Raw genomic sequence first — 25,327 nt, forward strand, 5'->3', positions numbered from 1 at the left:
CTGCGCTCTCAGACGACCTTGCCGGGATTGAGCAGGTGGTCGGGATCGAGCGCGGCCTTCAGCGTCCGCATCAGGGCGATCTCGGGCTCGCTCCGGGCATGACCCAGCCATTTCTTCTTCAAGGTGCCGATGCCGTGCTCGGCCGAGATGCTGCCGCCCAGCTCGCGGACGAGACCGTAGATGATCGCGTCCATCTCTTCCTTCGGCTGCTGCTCGACGGCAAGGCCGGTGACCCAGGAGACCAGATGCAGGTTGCCATCGCCGATATGGCCGTAATAGACGCTCTCGCATCCCGCGATGCCGCCGGCGAGCGCCGCCTTGCAGCGCGTGACGAACTCGTCCATCCGGGCCACCGCAAGGCCGATGTCGTAGGAGATGTGCGGGCCCAGCACCTGGCCGAACTCGGCGCAGATATCGCGCACGCGCCAGAAGGCCTGCGTCTGGGCCAGCGACTGCGCCAGGGCGGCATCCGCCAGCAGCCCGCGCTCCATCAACTCTTCGAGCCAGGCCTGGAAGCGCGGCGCGTCGACGCTCTCGTCGGTGCCTTGCGCCTCGACCAGTACGTAGAGGCCGTGCCCGGCCGCGACCGGCGGCTTCACGCCGGCGCGAGTCGTGATCACGTCCCAGTAATCCGGCCACATCACCTCGAACGCCGACAGCAACGGGCCAAGGCCGCTGCGCGCCGCGCCGAGCAGCGCAATCACCGCGGCATAGTCCTTCAGCGCGCACAGCGCGGCCATGGTCGAGCGCGGCTTCGGGAACAGTTTCAGCACCACGCGGGTGATGATGCCGAGCGTGCCTTCGGAGCCGATAAAGAGGTGCTTGAGGTCATAGCCGGCGTTGTTCTTCATCAGCTTGTTGAGGCTCGTGATGATGGTGCCGTCGGGCAGCACGACTTCGAGGCCGAGCACCAGCTCGCGCGTCATGCCGTAGCGGATCACGCGGTTGCCGCCGGCATTGGTCGAGAGATTGCCGCCGATCGCGCAGGAGCCGCGGGAGCCGAGATCGAGTGGAAAGAAGAAGCCGGCCTCGTCGGCGGCCTTCTGGATCGTCTCCAGCGGCGTGCCTGATTTCACCGTCATCGTCATCGAGGCGGGGTCGATCTCCTCGATGCCGGTCATGCGCTCCAGCGAGATCGCGACCCAGCCGGCTTCGGGCGAGGCGCCGCGGCACAGGCCGGTCAGTCCGCCCTGCGGCACGAACGGCAGACGCGCCTGCCGGCAGGTCGCAACGGCATCGGCGACGCCTCGCGCGTCCATCGGACGGATCACCGCCAGCGGCGCCTGCGGCAGGCTCGCGCTCCAATCGTTGCAATTGCGCGCGGGCACGTCGGTGCCGATCAACACCGCGGCTGCGCCGAGCTTGTCGCGCAGCGCGCCGAGCAATTGGTCGGGGCGCCCGATGGGGGTCACCATGTTCATGCGAGACCTCCTCAAAATCTGGCTGCGCCCATGCGCGCCGTGCCGTCGGAAAGGGTTTGCGTGGCTCTTGTATGTAAGGTACAACAGAGAAAGTAAAGCAAAAACAAGGCCTGCTTCAGCCTCGGAAGATCGTTGGAGATCAGGGGCTTAGTTCGGGATCGCAGCAAAGGGTGGTGGAGATGACGGAGGCAATTCGCGGGTTCTGGGTGGCGTCGGCGACGCCGCTGGCGGCCGACGGCAGCGTGGACTCCGCAAAGCTCGCCGCGCACGCCAGGCAGCTGTTCGGCAAGGGCGTCGAGGGCGTCGTCCTGTTCGGCACCACCGGCGAGGGCACCTCGTTCAATGTCGCGGAACGCGTCGCGACCATCGAAGCCGTGCTCAAGGCCGGCGTCGCGCCGGAACGCATCGGCATCGGCGGCGGCTTCCCCGCCATCACCGACAGCATCGCACTGACCCGCACCGTGCTCGGCCTCGGCCTGCGCCATGTGCTGATGCTGCCGCCCTATTTCGACCGCGGCGTCTCGCCCGAAGGTATCGAGGATGCGTTCTCGGCGATCATCGACGGCGTCGCCGACGACCGGCTGCGCGCCCATCTCTATCATATCCCGCAGATGTCGGGCGTCGCGATCCCGACCAGCGCAGCCGCCAACCTGCGCAAGCGATACGGCAAGGTGATCGCCGGCCTGAAGGACTCCAGCGGCGACTTCAGGCAGTTCCAGGCCTTCCGTGCCGCGGCTCCCGAGCTCGCCATCACCGTCGGCAATGAAGCCGACATCACCCGCGCGATCGCCGCCGGCGGCGCCGGCACCATCTGCGGCATGGCCAATGCCGTGCCCGAGCTGGTCAAGGGCATGGTCGAGGGCAAGGACGTCGAGGCGCGCATGCAGGCTGCGATCGACGTCGTGCTGAAGTCGCCGTCGTTCACCGCGACGCTGAAGGCGATCCTTGCGGCACAGACCGGTGATGCGGCCTGGCTGCGCGTGCGCCCGCCGCTGCGTGCATCGTCCGACGGCGCCGCGCTCAAGCGCAAGCTCGACGAGCTGACGGCGCCCGCCGTCGCGTGAGATCACGATAACGTTGCGACACGTCGCTGCGAATTCGCGCGCAGCGTGTCGCGTACGGCATGACTGCAATTCATGATTGCCGTTGCTGGTCGATCTTTCGTTAGAACGATTCCACACTAGAGCGATTCAAGCTCCACTACGGTTCTCCTCGATCGCGACGGCTGTTACACGCGCACACTTCAATGTTCGTGACGTGAAGTGGATTGAAAGTGCGTGCCTTCGTGGATGGCCTGCCGATCGGCAGCCGTCGTCATCGTGCCGGCGAGAGCCGTGCAGGTCTTCTCATCGGTGCAGTCGTGCTGCTCGCCGAAATTCCATCCCACATGACAAGCGCACGGGCGCAATCGGCTTTGCCGCCGGTGACGGTGGAGGCGCCGGCGCCGCGGTCCAAGCCGGCGCGCGCGTCGGAGCAACCGTCACGCCGAGCCCAGGCCGCAGCACGGCGCCAACCCGCCAGCAATCCCGCCCCCGCCGCGCCGACGCTTTCGCAGCGCGCAGCCGCGGAAGCTGCCGCGCAACAGGCGGCAAAGCTCGGCTACCGCGCGATGCCGAGCGCGACGACGCTGCGCAGCGGCGCCTCGCCGCTCGACACATCGCAGGCCGTCAACGTGGTGCCCGAACAGGTGCTGAAAGACCAGCTTCCGCGCAACATCGACGATGCGCTGATCAACATCAGCGGCATCACCCAGACCAACACGCTCGCCGGCACCCAGGATGCGGTGATCCGCCGAGGTTTTGGCGACAATCGCGACGGCTCGATCATGCGCAACGGCATGCCGCTGGTGCAGGGGCGCAGCCTCAATTCCGCGGTCGAAAGCGTCGAGGTGCTGAAGGGACCGGCCTCGCTGCTCTACGGCATCATGGACCCCGGCGGCATCGTCAACACCATCAGCAAGCGCCCCGAGTTGTACCAGCACGGCTCGATCACGCTGCTCGGCTCGACCTACGCGAACAACCGCAGCGGCGCCGACGGCACGCTCGACATCACCGGCCCGATCGGCGACAGCGGTCTCGCCTATCGCTTCATCGGCTACGGCGTCAGCGAGGACTACTGGCGCAATTTTGGCCGCCACAGAGAAATGCTGGTGAACCCGTCGCTGGCCTGGTACGGCGACACGACGACGGTCCAGCTCACCTATGAGCATCGTGAGTTCATCACTCCGTTCGACCGTGGCACGTCCTTCGTCAAGGGGGCACCGCTGGCGATCCCGGCAACGCGCCGGCTCGACGAGCCCTTTAACAATATGTGGGGCACCTCCGATCTGCTGCAGGCTTCGGTCGAGCACAAGCTCGACGACAATTGGAAGGTCACCGCAGCCTACAGCTACAACACCGAGACCTTCAGCGCCAATCAGCTCCGCATCACAGGCGTCAACGCCACGACCGGCGTCGAGACCCGCAGCAACGATGGCACCCGTAACTCGCTGAGCAATGCCAGTTACGGCACCTCGTATCTGCAGGGCGACGTCTGGGTCGGCGGCTTCCGCAACGAGATCCTGTTCGGAGGCGAGGCGCTCTATCGCACCATCGATCGCCACGACCTGATCCGCCAGGCGACGCCGAGCTTCAATTTCTACAACCCGGTGTACGGACTGGTCGTACCGGGCACGACCGTTTCGGCAACCGACAGCGAGCAGACCGACAAGCTCGGCACCCGCGGCTTCTTTGCCCAGGACACGTTCCATCTGACCAACTGGCTGTCCGTGGTTGGCGGCGTGCGCTGGATGGAATACGAGCAGCTCGCAGGAAAGGGGCGGCCGAACTTCATCACGAACACCAACCTGGCGGGAGACAAGGTGCTGCCGCTCGGCGGCGTCATCGTCAAGCTGAGCGATCAGCTCTCCTACTACGTGAGCTATACGCAGTCGTTGAAGCCGACCTCGACCATCGCGGCGTTCACCACCGGCTTCGTCGTCGACTCCACCATTGCGCCCGAAGAGGGAACGCAATGGGAGACCGGGCTGAAGTTCGATGTCAACAAGCGGCTGTCGGGCACTTTGGCAGTCTACGACATCGAGAAGAAGAACGTGCTGGTGCTCGATGATATCGGCAACGGCAAATCGGCGGCGCGCACCTCCGGCGCGGCCCGGTCGCGCGGCGTCGAATTGGACGTGACCGGCAGGCTGACCGATCAGTGGAGCATGATCGGAAGTTACGGCTATACCGACGCGCGCCTGATCAACGATCCCGTCGTCGGCAACGCAAAACTGCTGAACGTCGCGATGAACACGGCCTCACTTTATCTCGTCTACGATCTCGGCGACGCGCTCGCCGGACGTCTGCGGCTCGGCGGCGGCGCGCGCTATGTCGGCGACCGGCCGGGCGATTCCGCCAACACGTTCTTCATGCCGTCCTATACCGTCGCGGACATCTTCGCGACCTACGACACGAAGGTCGACAATCTGCCGGTGACCTATCAGTTCAACGTCAAGAACCTGTTCGACAAGGTCTACTACGCATCCACCACCGGCAACGCCCTCAACGTCGCCATCGGCGATGCGCGGCGCGTCTCGCTGTCGGCGACGGTGAAGTTCTAGCCATGGCAGCGCGGCTCGGACACGCGATCAAGGCGATCCTGTTCCAGGTCCATTCCATCTTGGGCCTGATCCTCGCCGTGCTGGTGTCCCTGATCGCATTGACCGGCGCGATCATGAGCTTCGAGGACGAGATCGTCGATCATCTCAATGCCGGTATCATGCAGGTCGCGCCCCGCCAGGCACCGGTGCTGATGCCGGACGAGCTGGTCGCGCGGCTGAAGGCGGCGCAGGATCTCGGCAAGGTCGCCGCGGTCACGCTGTCGAGCGATCCGTCCGCGGCTGTTCATGTCCGCTTTGCGCGTGACGAGCAGGGCGGACGGCCCACCTCGCTCTATGTCGATCCCCATGACGCGCGCGTGCTGGGCGCGCCGCGGGGCGAGGCGTTCTTCGCGACCGTGCGCCGGCTGCATCGCTGGCTGCTCATCCCCGGCGACGGCAAGGGCTGGGGGCGCCCGATCACGGGCACGATCGCGCTCGGCCTGATCGTCATGCTGGTGTCGGGCCTCGTGCTGCGCTGGCCGCGTCGTGCGCTCAGCGTGAAGATGTGGCTGAAGCCGAATCTCGGGCTCGGCGGGCGCGGCTTGCACCGGTCGCTGCACACCGTGATCGGCACCTGGGTCCTGCCGGTCTATCTGACGATGACGCTCACCGGGCTGTTCTTCTCCTTCGAGTGGTACAAGGACGGCGTCACCTGGCTGCTGGCGCGTCCGCACGTTGCCGCGGCGAAGATGCCCGCAAAGCCGCCGCGTGCGGCCAATTCCGAGGCGGCGTTTCCAATCGGGTTCGATCGGGCCTGGACGACGTTCCAGCGCGAGGAGGGCGATCGGTTTTCCCGGGCGCTGCTGACGCTGCCGGCGGGACCGGGCACGGCGATCCGTATCCGGTCCTGGGGCAAGGATTCGCTGCTGGAGACCACGCGCGACGAATTCCGCATCGATGCCGTCACCGGCCAGCTGGTCTCCGCGGAGCGCTTTGCCGCCAAGACCTTCGGGGAGAAGATCATCGCGGCCATCTACGACATCCATCGCGGCGAGATCCTGGGCTGGCCGGGCAAGCTCGCCTTCATGATCGCCGCGATCTTGATGCCGCTGTTCTCCGTCACCGGCATCCTGCTCTATCTGTCGCGCCGCAAGCTGCGGCGACCGGCGCAGCCACCGCTCGGGCGGCTCGTTCCCGGAGAGTGAGCCGGCAAGCCAGCAGGCGGGATGCCTGATGACAACTTGGTCCCTTGGGCCGAGGCCAGTTACTCCAAGTGTCGCATTACAGCCAAGCAAGGAAATTCTTGTCTCGTCGGTTAGAGAATGGTTCCCTCCACACGTTTAAGTCGTGTACGGGAGCCCCTCAGCAATGTCTGAACGAGACGCAGTTGAAGAGACGGCCCGGCCTGCGGTGCTGGTCAGGCGCAGCGATCTGCCCGTGCCATTGGCGCACCCGGCACGAAGTTTCTTCGGGGGGCTTCCTAGATTGCCTCCGCGTTTCGATTGGCCGACCGCGGACGTCACGGCTTTCGAAGCACCGGAGACCGTTGCACTGACATTCGTGGCCCAGATCGACCTGGCCGAAGTGCCAGCGGCCGGTTGGTCGCCGCTTCCCACGCGGGGTACGCTTTATTTCTTCTGTAGTTCTGTGTTCGTTGGCGAGGGAAACCCACCCTGTCGCGTCCTCTACAGCCCAACCGACGGCAATGCGTATCCCGACCGTCAGCCACCGCCGGATCTGATGCCGTTGGCTGGCAGCGGCGGTGACTACCAGGTCAGATGGCTCAATCCCGACGTCGATTTCCATTCCAAGGTCGAATTCAAATATCCGCTTTCTTTCCGGCCGTACCGCGACTTCTACTTCCTGGAAGATGCCGTCGGAGGCGAACTCATGATCACGGAATTATGTAAAGCGCTAGGTCCGGGCGAGCCGCCGGAGTACGATCTGCTTCAGTTTTGAATTGAGACCGAGTACGAGAAGGACCAGGATTGGCCGTTCAATTGGCTGCTGATCGCTTGCGTGGTTCGGTCGGTCTTATCGAATATTCAGCGCGACCTGACGGGCGGATACTACGGCGAGCCACCCACCGAAGAAGCAATCGTGGAACTGAAGCGTCTTCGTGCCGGGGCGCTGGAGTGGCTCGAACGGTGTGGGGATCTGACTCCACTGGATGATGTCGACGCGGGCACGAAGGCGGCGTTCAGGTCCTGGTGGTTCGACGTCGTGCAGGGCTACCAGAAGTTGGGCAGGCAGGTAACCACTCATGTCGGCCAGATCGCGGAAGACCTTGGTAACGCCATCAATTATACGATCCGTTGTATGGCGACGCACGATGTCGACGCTGTCGATGATGCTCCGTTGAATTACGTTGCAAATCTCGTGCGACAAAATCGTTGGACGGCGCCGACCGCAGCAGAGGGGCGACGCCGCCATTTCCACTCGGCGATTCATCAGATCCTGGGGTACGGCAGCTCGTGGCAGGATGCGACCGAGGCGCATCGGGAAGATGTCTTGCTGCTTCAAATCGAGGGCGATCTTGCCTTTTTCGAGTGGCATTCAGATATCGGCGGCGTGCTTCATTTCTGGATCGATCCCGATGCACTTGCTCAAGGCGATTTCTCGCAAGTCGTCGCAACATACCAAAGCGACTAGCCTGATCTCGGTCGGTGCTTCTCGCTTATTGCTGGCCAACGCTACCGCAATGGGTCAAAAGGTCCCTGTTCTCTTCGCAAGGCCCGTACAATGAAGCTTTCCACCGTCACCCCCGCCGATATCCGCCGCGCCCTGCTGCTGCGCGAGGAAATCGCGCTGCTCGATCTCAGATACGAGGCCGGCTTTGCGACGGGGCATCCGCTATTCGCCGCCAACATGGCCGTCGACCGGATCGAGATCGAGGCCGAGACGCGGCTGCCGCGCAAAGATGTTCCGATCGTGCTTTATGACGACGGTGATGGGCTGGTCGCGCGTGGTGCTGAGCGCCTCGCCGCGCTTGGCTACACCAACATCAGCGCGCTCGATGGCGGGCTGAAGGCCTGGCGTGCGGCAGGCTATGAGGTCTTCGAGGACGTCAACTCCTACTCGAAAGCGTTCGGCGAGCTGGTCGAGTCGCGCAGGCATACGCCCTCGTTCAGCGCCGACGAAGTGGCCAAGCTGATCGCCGACAAGGCCGACATCGCCATCCTCGACGTCCGCCGCTTCGACGAATACGCGACCATGAACGTTCCGGGCTCGGTCAGCGTGCCCGGTGCGGAGCTGGTGCTGCGGGCAGGGCAGGCGGCGCCCGATCCCGAGACCACCATTATCGTCAACTGCGCTGGTCGCACCCGCTCCATCATCGGCACCCAGTCGCTGATCAATGCCGGCGTGCCCAACAAGGTGCGGGCGCTGCGCAACGGCACCATCGGCTGGACGCTGGCGAAGCACGCGCTCAATCACGGCGCGGACAAGCGCGGGGAGATCGGGCCATTCGAGGGCGGTCCTGCGAATGCGCGCGATGTCGCCTACCGTGCCGGCGTGCGCCATATCGGTGCGCACGAGATGGCCGCGCTCGTCGCGCAGACGGATCGCACGCTCTATTGCTTCGACGTGCGCGACGCCGAGGACTATGCGGCGGGTCATCTTTCGGGCTTCCGGCATTATCCGGGCGGTCAGCTCGTGCAGGAGACCGACATGGCCGCGCCCATACGCGGTGCGCGCATCGTTCTGACCGACGACCGAGGCGTCCGTGCCGACATGACGGCGTCGTGGCTCGCGCAGATGGGCTGGGAGGTCTATGTGCTGGAAGGCGGCTACGACGGCGCGCTCGAGATCGGCCCGCCGCGCGTGCTGCCGAAGCCTGATCCGGCCCACCGCTACCGCCGGCCCTATGAAGGTACCGATGTCGCGGAGACGGCGATGCAGGCCTATCTCGATTGGGAATACGGCCTGGTCGAGCAGCTCCGCCGCGACGGCACGCACGGGTTTTATGTGATTTGAGAAGAAGGCGGAGCCGCTGGGATACCAAGCATAGCGAACCCCGCCATCTTCCCCTCCGTATCGGCCCCTATTGTGCTGGGCGTCCTCCGCGGTCTATGTGCTCGGCAAAGCCGCCAGTTCAGGAGATTCCATGTCAGCCCCAGGCCAGAGCCAGGAGCGGAGCGCGAAGGCGCTGTTGCTCGAAGGCGTCAATGATAGCGCTGTCGATCTTTTCAAGGGCGCGGGCTTCACCAATGTCGAGCGGCTCGGCAAGGCGCTGGACGGTGAGGATCTGCGCAAGGCCCTCAAGGGCGTGTCGCTGCTCGGCATCCGCTCGCGCACCCAGATCACCGATGAGGTGCTGGACGCCGCCGACGGGCTGCTCGCGGTCGGCTGCTTCAGCGTCGGAACCAACCAGGTCGATCTTGCGGCGGCGCGCAAGCGCGGCATTCCTGTCTTCAACGCACCGTTCTCCAACACGCGCAGCGTCGCCGAGCTCGTGATCGGCGAGATCGTGATGCTGCTGCGGCGCATCTTCCCGCGCTCGGTCTCGGCCCATGAGGGCGGCTGGGACAAATCGGCGACCGGCAGCCGCGAGGTCCGCGGCCGCACCCTCGGCATCGTCGGCTACGGCAATATCGGCTCGCAGCTCTCGACGCTGGCCGAGGCCATCGGCATGCGCGTGATCTATTTCGACCGCACCGACAAGCTCCGCCACGGCAACACCGAGCCGGTCGAGCGGCTGGACGAGCTGCTGGCGCAGAGCGACGTCGTCAGCCTGCACGTGCCGGAGACGCCGGAGACTGCGGGCATGATCGGCGAGAAGGAGCTGCGGGCGATGAAGCCGGGCTCGTTCCTGATCAACAACAGCCGCGGCACCGTGGTCGATCTCGACGCGCTCGCGCGCGCCTTGCGCGACGGCCATCTTGCCGGCGCCGCCGTCGACGTGTTTCCGGTCGAGCCCTCCTCGAACGCGGACCGCTTCAAGAGCCCGGTGCAGGGCATCGAGAACGTCATCCTCACCCCGCATATCGGCGGCTCCACCGAAGAGGCGCAGGAGCGCATCGGCGGGGAAGTCGCGCGAAAACTGGTCGACTATTTCATCACGGGCTCGACCATGGGCGCGGTGAATTTCCCGGAAGTGCAACTGCATCTGCGCCCCTCCGGCGCGCGCTTCAGCCATGTCCATCGCAACGTGCCCGGCATGCTGCGGCGGCTCAACGAGGTCTTCCTCCAGCGCGACATCAATATCGTCGCGCAATATCTGGAGACATCCGGCGATCTCGGTTACGTCGTGCTCGACGCCGATCTGGCGGGGCAGGATTCCGCCGAGCTGCTCCAGCAGATCCGTGCCCTCGAAGGCACGGTCGGCGCGCGGCTGGTGTTCGAGCACTAATGCTCATTGACGGTCGGCGGGAGGTCGCATTCAATGCGATCTCCTGACGGATCGAGCAAAGAAAACCCGGGTGGAAACGATGACGCTGACGAGAGCGAAGCTGTGCGCATGGCTGGTGGGCACGGCGGCGACGCTGAGCGCGAACGCGGCATGGACCGCGACCCTGGCAGACAATGCGGAAGCGGTCTGCAAGGGGCTCATCGGCGGCACCGATGCCGTGAAGATCGATGCCGCAACGCTGCAGTCGCCCTCGCATCTTGCCGTCGCCGAGCGCGGGCCGACGCCGTCCGGGCGCGTCACGCCGGCCAATCCCGCCTTCTGCAAGGTGCTCGGCCATATCGATCCCACCGATCCCAAGGCGCCGCCGATCAAATTCCAGGTCAACCTTCCCGTCGAATGGAACGGCCGATCGGTGCAGTACGGTGGCGGCGGCTTCAACGGCGTGCTGATCACGGGCCTTGCGCTGCCGCCGGCCTATCCCTTCGACAAGCCGTCGCCGCTCGCGCGCGGCTTCGTCACCTACGGCACCGATTCCGGCCATGAAACGAAGCAGGGCGAGCCGCCGCAGGTCTTCGCGCTGAACGACGAAGCCTTCGAGAATTTTGCCCATCGCGCCTACAAGCGCGTGCGCGACGTTGCGGTTGGGTTGATGGAGCGCGCCTACGGCAAGAAGCCGGAGAAGATGTACTTCATGGGCTCGTCCGAGGGCGGCCGCGAAGGCCTCACCATGGCGCAGCGTTACCCCGATGATTTCGACGGCATCTTCGCCCGCGTGCCGGTGATCAACTGGGTCGGCCTGCAGCACGCCGGCACACGTTCGGGTCTTGCGACCATGGGTGCGGGCTGGATCAATCCGGCGCAGGTCAAGCTCGTCGGCGATGCCGTGCGCGCGGCGTGCGACAAGGCCGACGGCTCCGACGATGCGCTGGTTCAGGACCCCGTCGGCTGCAAGGCTGCCTTCAAGGCCGAGGCGCTGCGTTGTGCGGACGGCAAGACGGGGGATCAGTGTCTCACCGATGCGCAGGTCAAGGCGATCGAGACGCTGCACGGCACCTACAAATTTCCGTTCGCGCTCGCCAATGGCCTTGATGACTATCCGGGCTGGGGCGTCTCGGGCGAGGATACGCCGGCGATCGGGCCGACCGGCGGCTGGGTGGCGTGGTGGCTCGGCACCGCGCCGCCGGCGCAGCCGCCCGCACCCAACAACGGCATCGCCTGGATCTACGGCGCCGGCGGCATTCAATACGTGTTCGCGCGCGATCCCAAGCTCGACGTCACCACCTACAAGGTGGAGGAGCACAAGGCGCGGCTGCTCGAAGTGTCGAAGCTGATGGATTCGACCGATCCCGATCTCAGCCGCTTCCGCGCCCGCGGCGGCCGGCTGATCATGCTCGAGCACATGGCCGACTACGCGCAAAGCCCCTATGCCGGCATCCGCTATTTCGAGAGCGTCGAGCGCAAGCTCGGCAAGTCCGAGACCGCCGAGTTCGCGCGGCTCTACACCGCGCCCGGTGTCGACCATGTCGGCTCCGGCGCGCCGGCCAATGTCGACATGCTGAGCGTGCTGGCCGACTGGGTCGAGAAGGGCAAGGCACCCGGCGATCTCGAAGTCGCCGAGCAGAAGGTCGAGGCGCCATCCTTCGCGACGCTGCGCGCGCTGCCGCTGTGCCGCTGGCCGGCCTGGCCGCATTACAAGTCCGGGCCGGTGACGGAAGCGGCGAGCTTCACCTGCGCGCCGTAGCGAGGCGGGCGGTTTGACAATGACCTTACGCTCGGCTATCTATTTCGCATGCGAAATAAAATCGCCGACGCGCGGCATCATCGCCTGATCTACCTGCTCAACGTCGCCCAGCGCCGCCTGCAGCGCTGGATGGCGGCGCGGCCGGAAAACGAGGTGACGCCGGCGCAGGCGGGGCTGTTGTTCATCCTCGGCAAGCAGGACGGCGTCCTGATGGGCGAGGCGGGCGCGGCGCTGGATTTGGGTCCGGCCGGCATTTCCGGCCTCGTCGATCGCACCGAGGCCGCGAAGCTGATCGAGCGGCGGGCCGACCGCGAGGACGGACGCGCCTGGCGCGTCTGGCTGACGCCGAAGGGGCGGACAGCGCTGGCGCAGGCGAAGGCCGGCGCGGCCGAGGTCAACGCCGCGCTGACGGACGGGTTCACGGCCGCGGAGATCGACGTCGTCGCGCGCTGGCTGACCAGCATTCAGGACAAGTTTCCAAGATCTTCAGAACCAGGATCTTCAGAACCAAGATCTTCAGAGCCAAGAGATTCAGACGACTAGAAGGAGAGACCCATGACCGAGCATGTCCGGATCGAGAACAACGGCGGAATTCTCACCCTCACCCTGGCGCGTCCCGACAAGAAGAACGCGCTGACCGATGCGATGTACGGCAAGCTGGCCGACGCCATCGAATCCGCCGAGTTCGATCCCTCCACCCGCGTGATCCTGATCCGCGGCGAGGGCGACATGTTCACCGCCGGCAACGACGTCGGCGAGTTTGCGGCGGTCGCGGCCGGCAAGTCCGAAGGCAGCCGCAACGTCATCCGCTTCATCCAGTCGCTGGCGCGCTGCACCCGGCCGCTGGTCGCGGCGGTGCAGGGCCGCGCCGTCGGCGTCGGCACCACCATGCTGCTGCACTGCGACCTCGTCGTGCTCGCCGACAACGCGCAATTGTCGACGCCCTTCGTCAGCCTCGCGCTGGTGCCGGAAGCGGCCTCCAGCCTGCTGATGCCGGCCCGCATCGGCTATGTCCGCGCCTACGAGATGTTCGCGCTGGGTGAGACCGTGCCGGCGCAGGCTGCGCTGCAATGGGGCCTCGCCAACCGCGTGGTGCCGCTCGACAGGCTCGATGCCGAGGCGCTGGCGCTGGCGCAGCGCCTCGCCCGCCAGCCGGCCGGCGCGCTTACCGCGACCAAGAAGCTGATGCGTAGCGGCGAGGTGCTGGTGACGCAGATGCAGGCCGAAGGCGAGCAGTTCGCCAAGCGCCTGCGCACCGCCGAGGCCCGCGAGGCGTTCACCGCCTTCGCCGAACGCCGCCCGCCGGATTTCACCAAGGTTGCGTGAAACCGGCGATCCCGGGGAGGCCGGCGATTAGGATTTGAGATAAAGCTTAACCGAACTTTGGCATGTCGCGGTGCAGGGTAACCACTCGTGGAGAGTAGGTCCCCTGGCCATGTCAATTGTTAAGAATTCGGTAAGCAAGCTCCTTCTGGCCCTGATGGCGCTTCTGGCCCTCGGTGCGCTGGCCAGCACGGCGATCCAGATGATCGGCGCGTTCGGCCGCTACAGCGACAGTCTGGAGACCGAGCGGCTCGCGGCTGCCGACAAGGCGATCTTCCACGGCGTGCTGTCCTTGCGCAACAATCGCGGCGATGCCCAGAGCGCGCTGCTCGGCGAGGACGATCCGCGTGGCAAGCTCGGCGCCGCCGAAAAGGCCGAGCAGGCCGGCTATGATTCCATCGTCGCGGCGCTTTCCACCGTCGAATTCGCCCGGCGTGACGAACTCGCCGGCACGCTGAAGCAGCGCTGGGCCGACGCCGCACCGCAATTCCAGCTGTTCTACGACGAGGCCAAGCGTCCGCGCGCCGAGCGCAAGATCGAGCGAACCAATTCCTGGTACGATGCCGTCACCAAGGTGATCGACACCGCCAACCTTGCCTCCACCGCGGTGTCGAACCGGGCCTGGATGAACGATCCCTACATCGCGCGCATGATTCAGGTCCGCCGCTTCGCCTGGCAGGTTCGCGATCGCTACGGCATCCATTGCTCGTCCCTTCGCTCGAACGTCAACAGCAGCAAGCCGCTCGACGACGCCCAGAAGCGGTCGGTGGCGCAATGGGACGGCACGATCGCCTCCGGCTGGGCCGGCATGGCCGAATTGCTGGCGGCGCCCGACGTGACGGCGGAACTGGTGACCGCGGCGAGCGACGCGAAGGCCAAAACCGACGGCGTGCTCAAGCAGATCGGCGATCTCACCAGGAATTTCGACGGCAGCGGCAAGCCGGCGATGCCCGCCGCGGAATGGAACGCGCTGTGCCAGTCGCCTTTCGCACCGATCGTCGCGGTCGCCAACAAGGCGCTCGACCAGTCGATCGCGCGTGCCGAGATGGTTCAGGCGAAAGCCCTCACCAACCTCATCGTGCAGTCCGTCGCGTTCCTGCTCGCGCTCGCCGTAACCCTGGCCGGCGTGTTCGTGGTGCGCAACCGCCTGATGCGCCCGGTGCGCGCCATCCTCGACGCCATCGCCCGCATCAGTGCGCGCGACTATGCGACGCCGGTGCCGCAATCCCGGCATCCCGACGAGTTCGGCACCATGGCCGCCGCGCTCGAAAGCCTGCGCGAGAGCGCGGCAACCGCCGAGCGTCTCGGCCGGGAGCGCGAATCGCAGCAGGCGCTCCAGCTGGCCCGCTCCGGCACCGTCGATGCGGCCTGCCGCAGTTTTGACGACACCGTGCAAGCGGTCATTCAGAGCGTTGCGGCCTCGACGCGTGAGCTCGATGCCACCGCGACCGGCGTGCGCTCGCTGGTCTCGGAATCGAGCAGCCAGACCGCGGCGGTCTCCTCCTCCGCCGAGCAGGCCACCAACAATCTCGAGACCATCGCGGCGGCGACCGAAGAGCTCTCCGCATCCGTCGGCGAGATCTCCGCACAGGTTCAGGCCAGCGCCCGCGAGGCGCGCGAGGCCGTGTCGCAGGCCGCCCAGACCAACGCAACGGTCGAGATCCTCGACCAGACCGCAACCCGCATTGGCGAAGTCGTGAAGATGATCAACGCCATCGCCGGCCAGACCAACCTTCTGGCCTTGAACGCCACCATCGAGGCCGCGCGCGCGGGCGAGGCCGGCCGCGGCTTCGCCGTGGTCGCAGGTGAGGTCAAGAGCCTGGCGTCCCAGACGGCGACGGCGACGGAAGAGATCTCGCGGCAGGTCGAGGAGATCCAGGCCGCGACGGGCCAGGCGGTTGCCGCCATCCGTTCGATCGGCGGTGCCATCAGCGGCATCGACGAGAAGATGACGGCGATCGCAGCGGCCGTCGAGCAGCAGCGTGCCGCCACCACCGAGATCTCGCGCAACTTCCAGCAGGCCGCGCAAGGCACCCGCGAGGTCACCGACACCATCGGCAGCGTCGCCAGGCTCAACCAGGAGACCGGCAACGCCGGCACGGTGTTGTCGGAATCCGTCAAGAAGATGTCGGCCGACGCCGATCGACTCCGCGTCGCGGTCGAGGGCTTCCTGGGCGCGGTGAAGACCGCGTAGTTTCGCCTCACTCTTCCATCCCGACGTCGCGCGTTCGGCATTGCCGCAGGTCTCTCCGGCGGCTACATCTGTGCCGCCGTGCTCCGCGAGCGCGGCGCCAGACGCAAGACCTATCAGGGATGGAGAGTTCGATGCCGGTCACCCCAAGCAAGGCCCAGCGCCCCTATAGCGGCGTGTTCCCGGTCGCGCCCACCATCTTCGACGAGCGCGGCGAGCTCGATCTCGAGGGACAGCGCCGCTGCATCGATTTCATGATCGATGCCGGCTCGAACGGCATCTGCATCCTCGCCAATTTCTCCGAGCAGTTCGTGCTCACCGATGCCGAGCGGGAGACCGTGATGCACGCGGTGCTGGAGCATGTCGCGGGCCGGGTTCCCGTGATCGTCACCACCACCCATTTCAGCTCGGCGGTTTGCGCCGCGCGCAGCAAGCAGGCGGAAGCCGCCGGCGCGGCCATGGTGATGGTGATGCCGCCCTATCACGGTGCGACCTTTCGCGTGCCGGAGAAGGGCATCGTCGAATTCTTCAAGGTGCTCTCCGGCGCGATCGACATACCGATCATGATTCAGGACGCGCCGGTGGCCGGCACGCCCCTGTCGGTCGAGCTGCTGGCGCGGCTGGCGCGCGAGTTTTCCAACATCCGCTATTTCAAGATCGAAGTGCCCTTCGCGGCCGCCAAGCTGCGTAGCCTGATCGAGGCGGGCGGCAAGGACATCGAGGGCCCTTGGGACGGCGAGGAAGCCATCACGCTGCTCGCCGATCTCGACGCCGGCGCCACCGGCGCGATGACCGGCGGCGGCTATCCCGACGGCATCCGCCAGATCGTCGATCCCTATTTCGCCGGCGATCGCGAAAAGGCCAAGGCCGCCTACGAACGCTGGCTGCCGCTGATCAACTACGAGAATCGCCAATGCGGCCTGATCGCCTGCAAGGTCATGATGCAGGCTGGCGGCGTGATCAAATCCGACGCCGTGCGTCACCCGCTGCAGCCGCTGCATCCGGCCACGAGGGCGGGATTGCTGGAGCTCGCCAAGGAGCGCGACGCCCTGGCGCTGCGGTGGGGGAAGTAGGGCTCTCGAATCGCCTTCTGTCGCCAAATACTCCGCTGTCGTCCCGGACAAGCGCGCCCTAAGCGCGCGCAGATCCGGGACCCATACGCCGCAGCTTTGGCGAGGACTCGGAGTTACCAGCAGCCGTAGGGTGGGCAAAGGCGCGCAGCGCCGTGCCCACGATCCTTATCGATAGCGACGGGTGGTGGGCACGCTTCGCTTTGCCCACCCTACGAGAGCTGAGTGTGCCGCGCGATCTGGGCTATGCGGCCAGCATCCACTCGCCGATGATCCGAAACCGCGCCTTGGCATCATCCTGCCTGAACAGCGTGATGCGGTCGATCTCGAGCGTCTCGATCCCCAGCGCCGCAAACCGCGTCCGCAGCATCTCCAGGATCGGCCCGCGACGCTCCGCATCCAGCCGCCCCGTGAGCGTCATGTGGAAGCGGAATTCTTCCATCACGTATGGATAGCCCCAGCGATCGAGATAGTCGCGCTGCCGCTCGCTGAGCTTCTCCGGTTTGCGCCGCGCGCGGTCTTCGGCCGTCAACGCCGGACGGAAAACGTCGAGCTCGCGCACGCAATCGGCGGCGAGCTGCTGCAGCGCCTCGATCGGCTCGGCTGGAATGACGGCAATGAAGCCGCTGATGGCATCCACCACCGGCTGGATCACAGGGCGCGGCCGCGCCTTGCGGGCGAAGGTTGCGCAGGCGGCCGTCAGCTCCGCTTCAGTCTTGCCTGAGACAAGCGCCATCGGCGCTTTCAGCGTGCCGTGAAAACCATATTTGCGGGGATCGGCCGTGACGTCGCGCCAGTCCGGCGCCACCTGCAGCGCGCCTTGCGGAAACGCAACTTCGTCACCTGAATAGGCATCATAGCCGAGCAGCTCGGCGCCGAAGCGGGAGAGCGGGCTGGTGGGCCCGGCGGCAAAATAGATCGCGTAGCGGGGAAGGCCTGTCATGGACTCAGCATAACCAATTCAGGCCGCAACGATAGCCTCGCGCGGCGCCGCCATGGCTGCGAGCAGCCGTGTGGCGTCGGTGAGATGCACGAGCTTGCCGTTTGAGATCACCGCGATCAGCCGCGGCCGCAATGGCACGCTGTCATCGACCAGCAGAATGTCGGCGCGGCGGCCTTGCGCGAGCACGCCGCGATCGGTGAGGCCGGTCGCGCGCGCCGGGCCGGCCGAGACCAGATCCCAGGCCTTCGTCAGTGGCAGCACGCCATCGGCGGCAAGACGGAACGCGGCTAGCAGCTGCGCGGGATAATAATAGTCCGACGCCAGCACCGAGCAGAGCCCCTTGGCGATCATGTCGGAGGCCTTGGTCCAGCCGGTGTGGCTGCCGCCGCGCACGACATTCGGCGCGCCGTAGACGATGGCATCGCCATGGTGCGCAGCCGCCTGCGCCGTCTCCTCGTTGATCGGGAACTCCGCGATGTCGGCGCCGAGCTCGCGAAATGCCCGGCGCATCGCCGGCGTCGCGTCGTCGTGCGAGAGCATCCGCACCTCCGCCGCGCGGGCCGTGGCAGCCAGCCGCGACACGGACGCCGGCACCTCGTCGGCGCGCGAGCTGACGCGTTCGACCAGCCGGTCGAATTCCTCGCCCGTCAATCCGGTGCGTTCGACCATGCGGTTGCGCTTGCGCGGCTTGGCCATGTCGGCGACGGTGCCGTCCATGTGGTCGTTGAAGGCGAACAGGTCGACCCGGCCCTCGCCGAGCCACTGGCTGATTTCGGCCTCGGCGTCGAGATTGTAGGTTTCGTGCCGCAGATGGAAGCGGGTGTCGGCGGCGAATTGCGGACGCTGCCGCTCGATCGCCTCCATCAGGCCGCGCGCATTGTCGGCGCTGCGCAGGCCCGGCTCCCACGAGCAGGTCGTGGCGTGAAACACCGTTGTGATGCCGTTGCTGATGGCCTGGCGATCGCTATCGGCGAGCGCGACGTCGATGGGGAAGTCGACACCGGCGCGCGGCATCATCTGCCGTTCGAACGCGTCGCCATGCAGATCGACGATACCAGGCAGCACCAGCAGGTTGCGTGCATCGATCGCCAGCCGCGCCCGGCCGCGCGAGGCGTCGACCTCCGCGATATCAGTCCCGGATATGGCGAGGGATGTTTCGACGAGCTCGGCGCCGATCAGGGCCCGGCCGCCTTCGAGGAAGATGTCTGTCACGCGACCGCGCTTCGTTTGCTGGCAGGAGAATTGGCGAGCAGGCCTGCCCGTGATTCGTATGTCGCAAGGAATTCTTCAATCCCGAGCTTGCGGAAATCGGGCAGAGCTTCACGCAATTTGTCGTGATCCCAGTCCCACCAGGCAAGCTTGGCGAGCCGTCCGGCGATCTCCTCCGAGAACCGCCGCCGCACGATCCGTGCCGGGTTGCCGGCGACGATGGTGTAGGCGGGGACATCCTTGGTGACGATGGCGCCGGCCGCGATCACCGCGCCGGTGCCGATATTGCGGCCCGGCAGCACGACCGCGCCATGGCCGATCCAGACGTCATGGCCGATATGGACGTGATGCTGCCGCCGCCAGTCGAAGAACTCGGCATCGTCGCTCTCGCCTTCGAAATAGGCGCTGGAGCGATAGGTGAAATGCGCCTGGGTCGCGCGATGCATCGGATGGTTGCCGGGATTGATGCGCGTCATCGCGGCGATCGAGCAGAACTTCCCGATGGTCGTGTAGGTGATCTGGGAATCGTTCACGACATAGGAGTAATCGCCCATCTCGACTTCGTGCAGGATCGTGCGCGCGCCGACCTCGGTATAGGCGCCGAGCCTGGTCTCATGCAGCTTGGCCGAGGGATCGATGGTCGGGTGAACCGAGAGAGCTTTGGCGGCCATGGTGCGTCCGAAATGCGGGGGGCAGGCGCTTCTCTTCGAGCGGCTTGATGACGGTGTCGTGACATGACGATGACAGGGGATGAGGTGTGTAGGATCGCCGCACCGCAACGCGCCTGTCACACAAGTGTTAACCGCGGGCGTTAGCGGTTGGCTCCAGCTAATCTGGAGCCCTGCATGCTGGTGGTGGAAGGTCTGACGTGTCGCTTCGGCGCGAAAGCCGCGGTGGACGACGCCTCGTTTCAAGTTTCCCCCGGCGGCTTCGTCGGCGTGATCGGACGGTCCGGCGCCGGCAAGTCGACGCTGCTGCGGAGCATCAATCGCCTGGTGACGCCGACTGAGGGACGTATCCTGTTCGACGGCGTCGACGTCACCGCATTGCGCGGCAAGCAGCTGCGGCAGTGGCGGGCGCGCTCGGCGATGATCTTCCAGCAGTTCAACCTGGTCGGCCGGCTCGATGTCCTCACCAACGTCCTGATGGGGCGTCTGGCGACCATGCCGGCCTGGCGTTCGCTGTCGCAAGCATGGCCGGAGCAGGACAAGGCGCTGGCGATGTCCGCGCTCGAGCAGTTCGACATCGCTTCGCTCGCCGCGCAGCGCGCCGACCAGCTCTCCGGCGGCCAGCAGCAGCGCGTCGCGATCGCCCGCGCCCTGGTGCAGCAGCCCGACATCATCCTCGCCGACGAGCCGATCGCCTCGCTCGATCCGCGCAACACCAAGATCGTGATGGATGCGCTGCTGCGCATCAACAAGCATTTCGGCATCACCGTGCTCTGCAATTTGCATTCGCTCGATCTCGCCCGCTCCTATTGCGACCGCCTGATCGGAATGGCGCAGGGGCGGGTGGTGTTCGACGGCGCGCCGGCCGTGCTGACCGACCATGTCGCGCGCGAGCTCTACGATCTCGAAGCCGCCGACGTCATGGGTAGCGCGCCCGTGCCGGCGCCCGAGGGCGTGCCGGCGCTCGGAACGGCCGCGGCCGCCTGAGCCACATCTGTTTCGTTGCCAGTTTCTTGCGTCAACCGACCCCAACCGATGAAGAGGGTAACATGATCACTCGCAGACTCATTCTCGCCGGCGCTGCCGCGCTCGCGTTCACGGCCTCCGCCTCCGCCGAGGACTGGAAGGCCAAATATCCCGAGCTGACCTTCGCGGTCATTCCGGCGGAAAACGCCTCGGGCGTGACCGAGCGCTGGGCGCCGTTCATGAACTATCTCTCCAAGGAATTGGGCGTGAAGGTCACGCTGCGCATCGCCAACGACTACGCCGCCGTCATCGAGGGCCAGCGCGCCGGCAACATCCACATCGCCAGCTACGGCTCGGCCTCGTTCGCCCGCGCTCGCCTGACCGGCGTCAAGACCGACGCCTTCGCCAACGACATCAACGCCGACGGCACGACCGGCTATTATTCGGTGTTCTTCGTCAAGGCAAACAGCCCCTACAAGAGCATCGACCAGCTCAAGGGCAAGAACCTCGGCCTCGTCGACCCGAACTCGACCTCGGGCAACAACGTGCCGCGCTTCGAGCTCGACAAGATGGGCATCACCGATGCCGACACCTATTTCAGCAAGGTCGTCTTCACCGGCAGCCACGAGAACGCGATGCTGGCGCTGGCGCAGGGCACCGTCGAGGTCGCCGCCAACCAATGGACCAGCGACGACGATTCGACGTTGGCGCAGATGCTGACCAAGGGCATGCTGAAGAATGCCGACGGCACGCCGATGAAGAAGGATGATTTCCGCATCATCCACAAATCGGCCCCGATCATCAACGGCCCCTATGCCTACAATTCCGACCTGCCCGAAGAGGCCAAGGCGGCGATCGCCAAGGCGTTCTTCGACGCGCCGGCCAAGGACAAGGCGGCCTTCGACCGTCTCCAGGACGGCCAGAAGAAGGGTTTTCATCCCGCCACCACCAAGGACTGGGATGGCACGATCGAGCTGATCAAGTTCGTCGATGCGCTGCGCAAGAAGAAGGCGTCCTGAATTTTCGGGACGATGCACTCGAGCCGGGTCCCAGAGACCCGGCTCTTTCTTTGACGGGACCCGTTTCGAGCGATGACGACAGCGGTTTCGATCCTCCCCGAGCAGCAGCTCGCCGTGCTCAACGGAGCCTATCGCCAGGCGGTCGCCCGGCGGCGGCTTCGCGTCCTGTTCGGCGCCGCGATCTTCGCCGCCGCGCTGCTTCTCGCGGCCATCGGCGCGGAGGTGAATCTGCGCACGCTCTTCACCTATTTCGGCAATTTCGTCAGCTATTTCGACCGCATTCTCACCCTCGACAGCGGCCAGCGTGTCTGGACCGACGTCGGCGAGTGGCTCTGGGGCTGGCGCAAATGGTTGAAGATGCTGGGCGAGACCCTGCTTATCAGCTATGTCGGCACGCTGATCGGCGCCACGCTCGCATTTGGCCTGAATTTCTTCGCGGCTGAAAACACGTCGCCCGCACCCTGGCTGCGCTTCGTCGTCCGGCGCCTGCTCGAATTCGCCCGCACCGTCCCCGGCATCGTGTTCGCGCTGGTGTTCGTCATCGCTTTCGGGCTCGGGCCGATGGCCGGCGTGCTCGCGATCGCGATCCACTCCACCGGCGCGCTCGGAAAGCTGTTCTCGGAGATCGTCGAGAATGCCGACATGAAGCCGGTCGAGGGCATCCGCTCGACCGGTGCGAGCTGGCTGTCCTGCATGCGTTTCGCGGTGGTGCCGCAGGTGACCGCGGGCTATGCCAGCTACGCGCTGCTGCGTTTCGAGATCAATGTCCGCGAAGCCTCCGTGATGGGCTTCGTCGGTGCCGGCGGCATCGGCCAGGAGCTCGTCGTCGCCATCCGCAAATTCTACTATTCGGACGTCAGCGCCATCCTGCTCACCATCATCGTCACGGTCTTCATCATCGACATCACCACCGGCTGGCTGCGCGGCCGCCTGTTCGGCAAGGAGGCGCGGACGTGACGCGGCAGGAGGTCGATACGCGAGCGCTTCGCGCACGCTACCCCGATGTGTTCGACCGGCCGGCCTCGGCGCGTCTCGCCATGCCGGCCATGATCGCCGCGGCATTCGCGGTCCTCATTTACGGCCTCGTCGATCTCGACTTCTCGCCGTCGCGCTTCCTCGCGGGCCTCAGCCAGCTCGGCTGGATCAGCCTGATGATGATCCCGCCGGATCCCGGCTCGTCGCTGCCGGTCTATCTGAAGGCGCTCGGCGAGACGTTGTCGATCGCGCTGCTCGGCACCACGCTCGCCGCATTGTTCGCGCTCCCGGTCAGCCTGCTGGCGGCGCGCAACATCGTGCCGTCGAAGATCCTGCGCTTTCCGGTGCGCCGCTTTCTCGATTCGATCCGCGGCGTCGATACGCTGATCTGGGCACTGGTGTGGATCAACGTCGTGGGCCTCGGTCCGTTCGCCGGCGTGCTCGCCATCGCGGTGTCGGATTTCGGCGCGTTCGGAAAACTGTTCTCGGAGGCGATCGAGGGCGCCGACCAGAAGCAGGTCGAAGGCATCCGCGCCTCCGGCGGCAGCAAGCTGCACGAAATCCGGTTTGGTCTCCTGCCGCAGGTGCTGCCCGTGATCGCCGGGCAGGTGCTCTATTTCATCGAATCCAACACCCGCTCGGCCACCATCATCGGCATCGTCGGCGCCGGCGGCATCGGCCTCCAGCTCGCCGAGCAGATCCGCGTGCTGGAATGGCAGAAAGTGTCGTTTCTGATCCTGATGATTTTGGTCGCGGTCGCCGCGATCGATTTCATCTCGGGCAAGCTGCGGTTCGCGATCATCGGGCGCAGGGCGGTCGCCTGACAAAAGGTGCCGTAGGGTGGGCAAAGGCGCGTCAGCGCCGTGCCCACGAACTCTCTCCGTCATGAGCAAAGCCGTGGGCACGCTCCGCTTTGCCCACCCTACGGCACCGAATTCGTGGAGCTACGACTCCACCAGAAACTCCACCCGCTCCGCCGCGAACCGCGAGTGCTTGGTCATCAGCGGCTTGCCGTCGAGATCGTGGTCGGTCGCGTCCACCACCAGGATCGGGCGACCGAGCGCGAGATCGAGCCGGGCCGCGTCGGTGGCGTCGACGATGCCGGCGGTGATCCGGGTCGCGCCGCGGCGATAGTCGCGCACGCCATAATGCGCGAGAAGCTTCGTCATCGAGCGCGTCGCTGCGAACACCGCGCCGGCATTTGGAAACAGCTCCGCCGACAGCCAGGAGGTGGAGACGCAGATCGGCGTGCGGTCGGCGAGGCGGATCGCCTCGATCCGCACCAAGGGCGCGCCGGTCTTGAGGCCGAGCTCGCGCGCCAGCTCCCGCGTGGCGACATCCTCGGACGCCTCGATCAGCTGGCCGCGTGGCTCGCGGCCGCCGGCGCCGACGATCTCGGAGAAGCGGGTGCGCGAGCGCAGGGGATAGGCGAGCTTCTGGGCCTCGACATAGGTGCCGCTGCCGCGCTCGGCCCGCACCAGGCCGCGTTCGGCGAGCGCCGCCAGCGCGCGCCGCACGGTGTGGCGGTTCACCCGATAGGTTTCGGCGATCTCCATCTCGCCCGGCAATTTGTCGCCGGCCGCAAAGCGGCCGTCGGCGATGCCGCGCTCGATGCCGTCGGCAACGAGGCGCCACAGCGCGACGCCGGACGAGGCAGTGTCTTGCATGCTCATATCGCCGGTCAGCCTAGCCCAGAAATCACGCCCTTGTCACGAAACAGTCATGGCGCTCTCTTATGAAGTTGTCTATTATCATAGACAACTTCGATGCGGCAAGTTCTGTCAAAGGTTCGGTGATCGGGTGACCCAGCACAACAACCAGCAAGCCCAGCGCAAGGCCGCCATGGCCGTGCTGGCGCACGCGGAGGCGGGCGAGATCGCCGCCCGCCTCCGCGACTTCGCCCTTCCGGACCATCAGGACCTGCGCACGCCGGAAAACGGTCTCGTCATGCTGCGCGGCCGGGTCGGCGGCGACGGCGCGCCGTTCAACCTCGGCGAAGCCACGGTGTCGCGCGCGGCGGTGCGGCTCGCCAGCGGCGAGGTCGGCTTTGGCTACACGCTCGGCCGCGACGGCGAGAAGGCGCGGCTGATCGCGCTGTGCGATGCGCTGGTGCAGTCCCGGGATTTCGGCGGCGCGGTGGAGCGGGACGTAATCGCACCGTTGCGCGAGCAGCTTATGATTCGCCGCAAGCAGGCGGCGGCCGAGACCGCCGCCACGAAGGTTGATTTCTACACCATGGTGCGCGGTGAGGGGTGAGATCATGACCACGATTGCGGAACTGCCGCCCGGTTTCGCCGACAAGGTGCTGTCGGCGCAGTCGACCTTTCGCTCGGTGATGGATGCGATGGCGCGGCCCGGCTCGGTCCAGCGCATCGTGCCGGCAGCGGGAACGCCCGAGACGATGATGCGCGGCACCGCCGCGATCGCGCTGACGCTGTTCGATCACGACACGCCGCTGTGGCTCGATGCGCGGATGGCGGAAAGGCCGGACGTGGTGAAATGGCTGAAGTTCCACACCGGCGCGCCGGTGGTGCAGGATTCCTCCATCGCGAGCTTTGCGCTGATCGGCGATGGCGCCGCGCTGCCGGCGCTCGAGCGCTTCGCGCTCGGCACCAGTGAATATCCCGACCGTTCGACCACCTTGATCCTCCAGGTCGAGAGCCTCGAATCGGGGCGTCCCTTCGAGCTGCGCGGCCCCGGCATCGATGGCACCGCGATGCTCCAGGCGTCGATCAAGCCGTTCGATCTGTTCGAGCGCCTGCATCTCAACGAGGCGCTGTTTCCGCGCGGCATCGATGTGGTGCTGGTCGCCGACGAGGCCGTGGTTGCGATCCCCCGCACCACGCGAATCGTGAGCAAGGGAAGCTGAAG

At 66.0% G+C, this 25,327-nt stretch carries 23 protein-coding genes; 18 read left to right on the forward strand and 5 right to left on the reverse strand.

Translation table 11 applies throughout. The features are described 5' to 3' along the window. Window positions 1–8: 8 nt before the first annotated feature. Window positions 9–1,421, reverse strand: a complete 1,413-nt coding sequence (locus CO669_RS22020) for an FAD-binding oxidoreductase (protein WP_097662041.1) — start codon at window positions 1,419–1,421, stop codon at window positions 9–11. A 179-nt stretch (window positions 1,422–1,600) separates the two neighbouring features. Here CO669_RS22020 and CO669_RS22025 point away from each other — a divergent pair, with 179 nt between their 5' ends. From CO669_RS22025 to CO669_RS22075, 12 genes are all read left to right on the forward strand, one after another. Then, window positions 1,601–2,485 carry a dihydrodipicolinate synthase family protein gene (locus CO669_RS22025; protein ID WP_097662042.1) on the forward strand — a complete coding sequence of 295 codons (885 nt, stop codon included), beginning with the start codon at window positions 1,601–1,603 and terminating at the stop codon, window positions 2,483–2,485. Window positions 2,486–2,688: 203 nt separating this feature from the next. Next, the gene (locus CO669_RS22030; RefSeq protein WP_198964182.1) at window positions 2,689–5,022 is read left to right on the forward strand and encodes a TonB-dependent siderophore receptor; all 2,334 of its coding nucleotides are present in this window, start codon (window positions 2,689–2,691) and stop codon (window positions 5,020–5,022) included. 2 nt (window positions 5,023–5,024) lie between these two features. Then, window positions 5,025–6,206, forward strand: coding sequence for a PepSY-associated TM helix domain-containing protein (locus CO669_RS22035; RefSeq protein WP_097662043.1), 1,182 nt, complete (start codon window positions 5,025–5,027; stop codon window positions 6,204–6,206). Between the two features lie 163 nt (window positions 6,207–6,369). Beyond that, entirely contained in the window at window positions 6,370–6,960 is a 591-nt protein-coding gene (locus CO669_RS36410; protein ID WP_245444435.1) for a DUF1963 domain-containing protein, read from the forward strand. Window positions 6,961–7,020: 60 nt separating this feature from the next. Beyond that, on the forward strand, window positions 7,021–7,653 hold the full coding sequence (locus CO669_RS36415) for a DUF1963 domain-containing protein (RefSeq protein ID WP_245444437.1): 633 nt from the start codon (window positions 7,021–7,023) through the stop codon (window positions 7,651–7,653). A 90-nt stretch (window positions 7,654–7,743) separates the two neighbouring features. Continuing rightward, complete coding sequence (locus tag CO669_RS22045; protein ID WP_097662044.1) at window positions 7,744–8,976, forward strand: rhodanese-like domain-containing protein; 1,233 nt, start codon at window positions 7,744–7,746, stop codon at window positions 8,974–8,976. Window positions 8,977–9,106: 130 nt separating this feature from the next. After that, the gene (gene serA, locus CO669_RS22050) at window positions 9,107–10,351 is read left to right on the forward strand and encodes a phosphoglycerate dehydrogenase (RefSeq protein WP_097662045.1); all 1,245 of its coding nucleotides are present in this window, start codon (window positions 9,107–9,109) and stop codon (window positions 10,349–10,351) included. Between the two features lie 79 nt (window positions 10,352–10,430). Beyond that, window positions 10,431–12,092 carry a tannase/feruloyl esterase family alpha/beta hydrolase gene (locus CO669_RS22055; RefSeq protein ID WP_198964183.1) on the forward strand — a complete coding sequence of 554 codons (1,662 nt, stop codon included), beginning with the start codon at window positions 10,431–10,433 and terminating at the stop codon, window positions 12,090–12,092. A gap of 48 nt (window positions 12,093–12,140) precedes the next feature. After that, window positions 12,141–12,635, forward strand: a complete 495-nt coding sequence (locus CO669_RS22060; protein WP_097662047.1) for a MarR family winged helix-turn-helix transcriptional regulator — start codon at window positions 12,141–12,143, stop codon at window positions 12,633–12,635. A gap of 12 nt (window positions 12,636–12,647) precedes the next feature. After that, entirely contained in the window at window positions 12,648–13,418 is a 771-nt protein-coding gene (locus CO669_RS22065) for an enoyl-CoA hydratase (RefSeq protein ID WP_097662048.1), read from the forward strand. A 109-nt stretch (window positions 13,419–13,527) separates the two neighbouring features. Continuing rightward, window positions 13,528–15,609, forward strand: coding sequence for a methyl-accepting chemotaxis protein (locus tag CO669_RS22070; protein ID WP_198964184.1), 2,082 nt, complete (start codon window positions 13,528–13,530; stop codon window positions 15,607–15,609). Window positions 15,610–15,740: 131 nt separating this feature from the next. Then, window positions 15,741–16,679: a dihydrodipicolinate synthase family protein gene (locus CO669_RS22075; protein ID WP_097662050.1), complete on the forward strand. Its 939-nt coding sequence runs from the start codon at window positions 15,741–15,743 to the stop codon at window positions 16,677–16,679. Window positions 16,680–16,920: 241 nt separating this feature from the next. Here the strand turns inward: CO669_RS22075 and CO669_RS22080 are convergent, their stop codons facing one another. From CO669_RS22080 to CO669_RS22090, 3 genes are read right to left on the reverse strand one after another with little or no spacing between them, the layout of a single operon-like run. Further along, window positions 16,921–17,619 carry a DUF1045 domain-containing protein gene (locus tag CO669_RS22080; RefSeq protein WP_097662051.1) on the reverse strand — a complete coding sequence of 233 codons (699 nt, stop codon included), beginning with the start codon at window positions 17,617–17,619 and terminating at the stop codon, window positions 16,921–16,923. 18 nt (window positions 17,620–17,637) lie between these two features. After that, window positions 17,638–18,831: an alpha-D-ribose 1-methylphosphonate 5-triphosphate diphosphatase gene (locus CO669_RS22085; RefSeq protein ID WP_097662052.1), complete on the reverse strand. Its 1,194-nt coding sequence runs from the start codon at window positions 18,829–18,831 to the stop codon at window positions 17,638–17,640. Beyond that, a complete protein-coding gene (locus CO669_RS22090; protein ID WP_097662053.1) occupies window positions 18,828–19,499 on the reverse strand; it encodes a transferase hexapeptide repeat family protein in 672 nt (223 codons plus the stop codon). Before CO669_RS22090 ends, CO669_RS22085 begins: the two co-directional genes overlap by 4 nt. Before the next feature lie 174 nt (window positions 19,500–19,673). On the opposite strand from CO669_RS22090, the gene phnC reads away from it, so the two are divergent. The 4 genes from phnC to phnE (CO669_RS22110) all read left to right on the forward strand — a co-directional run bounded on the left by phnC (window position 19,674) and on the right by phnE (CO669_RS22110) (window position 23,280). Further along, window positions 19,674–20,483 (forward strand): phosphonate ABC transporter ATP-binding protein, encoded by an 810-nt coding sequence (gene phnC, locus CO669_RS22095; RefSeq protein ID WP_097662054.1) that lies wholly within the window; start codon window positions 19,674–19,676, stop codon window positions 20,481–20,483. A gap of 62 nt (window positions 20,484–20,545) precedes the next feature. After that, window positions 20,546–21,481, forward strand: a complete 936-nt coding sequence (gene phnD, locus CO669_RS22100) for a phosphonate ABC transporter substrate-binding protein (RefSeq protein ID WP_097662055.1) — start codon at window positions 20,546–20,548, stop codon at window positions 21,479–21,481. Window positions 21,482–21,553: 72 nt separating this feature from the next. Next, a complete protein-coding gene (gene phnE, locus CO669_RS22105) occupies window positions 21,554–22,438 on the forward strand; it encodes a phosphonate ABC transporter, permease protein PhnE (RefSeq protein WP_097662056.1) in 885 nt (294 codons plus the stop codon). Beyond that, the gene (gene phnE / locus CO669_RS22110; protein WP_097662057.1) at window positions 22,435–23,280 is read left to right on the forward strand and encodes a phosphonate ABC transporter, permease protein PhnE; all 846 of its coding nucleotides are present in this window, start codon (window positions 22,435–22,437) and stop codon (window positions 23,278–23,280) included. The genes phnE (CO669_RS22105) and phnE (CO669_RS22110) overlap by 4 nt, the downstream gene beginning before the upstream one ends. A gap of 120 nt (window positions 23,281–23,400) precedes the next feature. Here the strand turns inward: phnE (CO669_RS22110) and phnF are convergent, their stop codons facing one another. Further along, the gene (gene phnF, locus CO669_RS22115) at window positions 23,401–24,129 is read right to left on the reverse strand and encodes a phosphonate metabolism transcriptional regulator PhnF (protein WP_097662058.1); all 729 of its coding nucleotides are present in this window, start codon (window positions 24,127–24,129) and stop codon (window positions 23,401–23,403) included. A gap of 169 nt (window positions 24,130–24,298) precedes the next feature. Between phnF and phnG the strand changes: the two genes are divergently transcribed. Together phnG and phnH are read left to right on the forward strand one after the other, a co-directional pair. After that, complete coding sequence (phnG, locus tag CO669_RS22120; protein WP_245444443.1) at window positions 24,299–24,712, forward strand: phosphonate C-P lyase system protein PhnG; 414 nt, start codon at window positions 24,299–24,301, stop codon at window positions 24,710–24,712. Window positions 24,713–24,716: 4 nt separating this feature from the next. Then, window positions 24,717–25,325: a phosphonate C-P lyase system protein PhnH gene (gene phnH / locus CO669_RS22125; protein ID WP_198964185.1), complete on the forward strand. Its 609-nt coding sequence runs from the start codon at window positions 24,717–24,719 to the stop codon at window positions 25,323–25,325. Window positions 25,326–25,327 lie beyond the last annotated feature (2 nt).

This window comes from Bradyrhizobium sp. Y36, assembly GCF_002531575.1.
Taxonomy (GTDB): Bacteria; Pseudomonadota; Alphaproteobacteria; order Rhizobiales; family Xanthobacteraceae; genus Bradyrhizobium.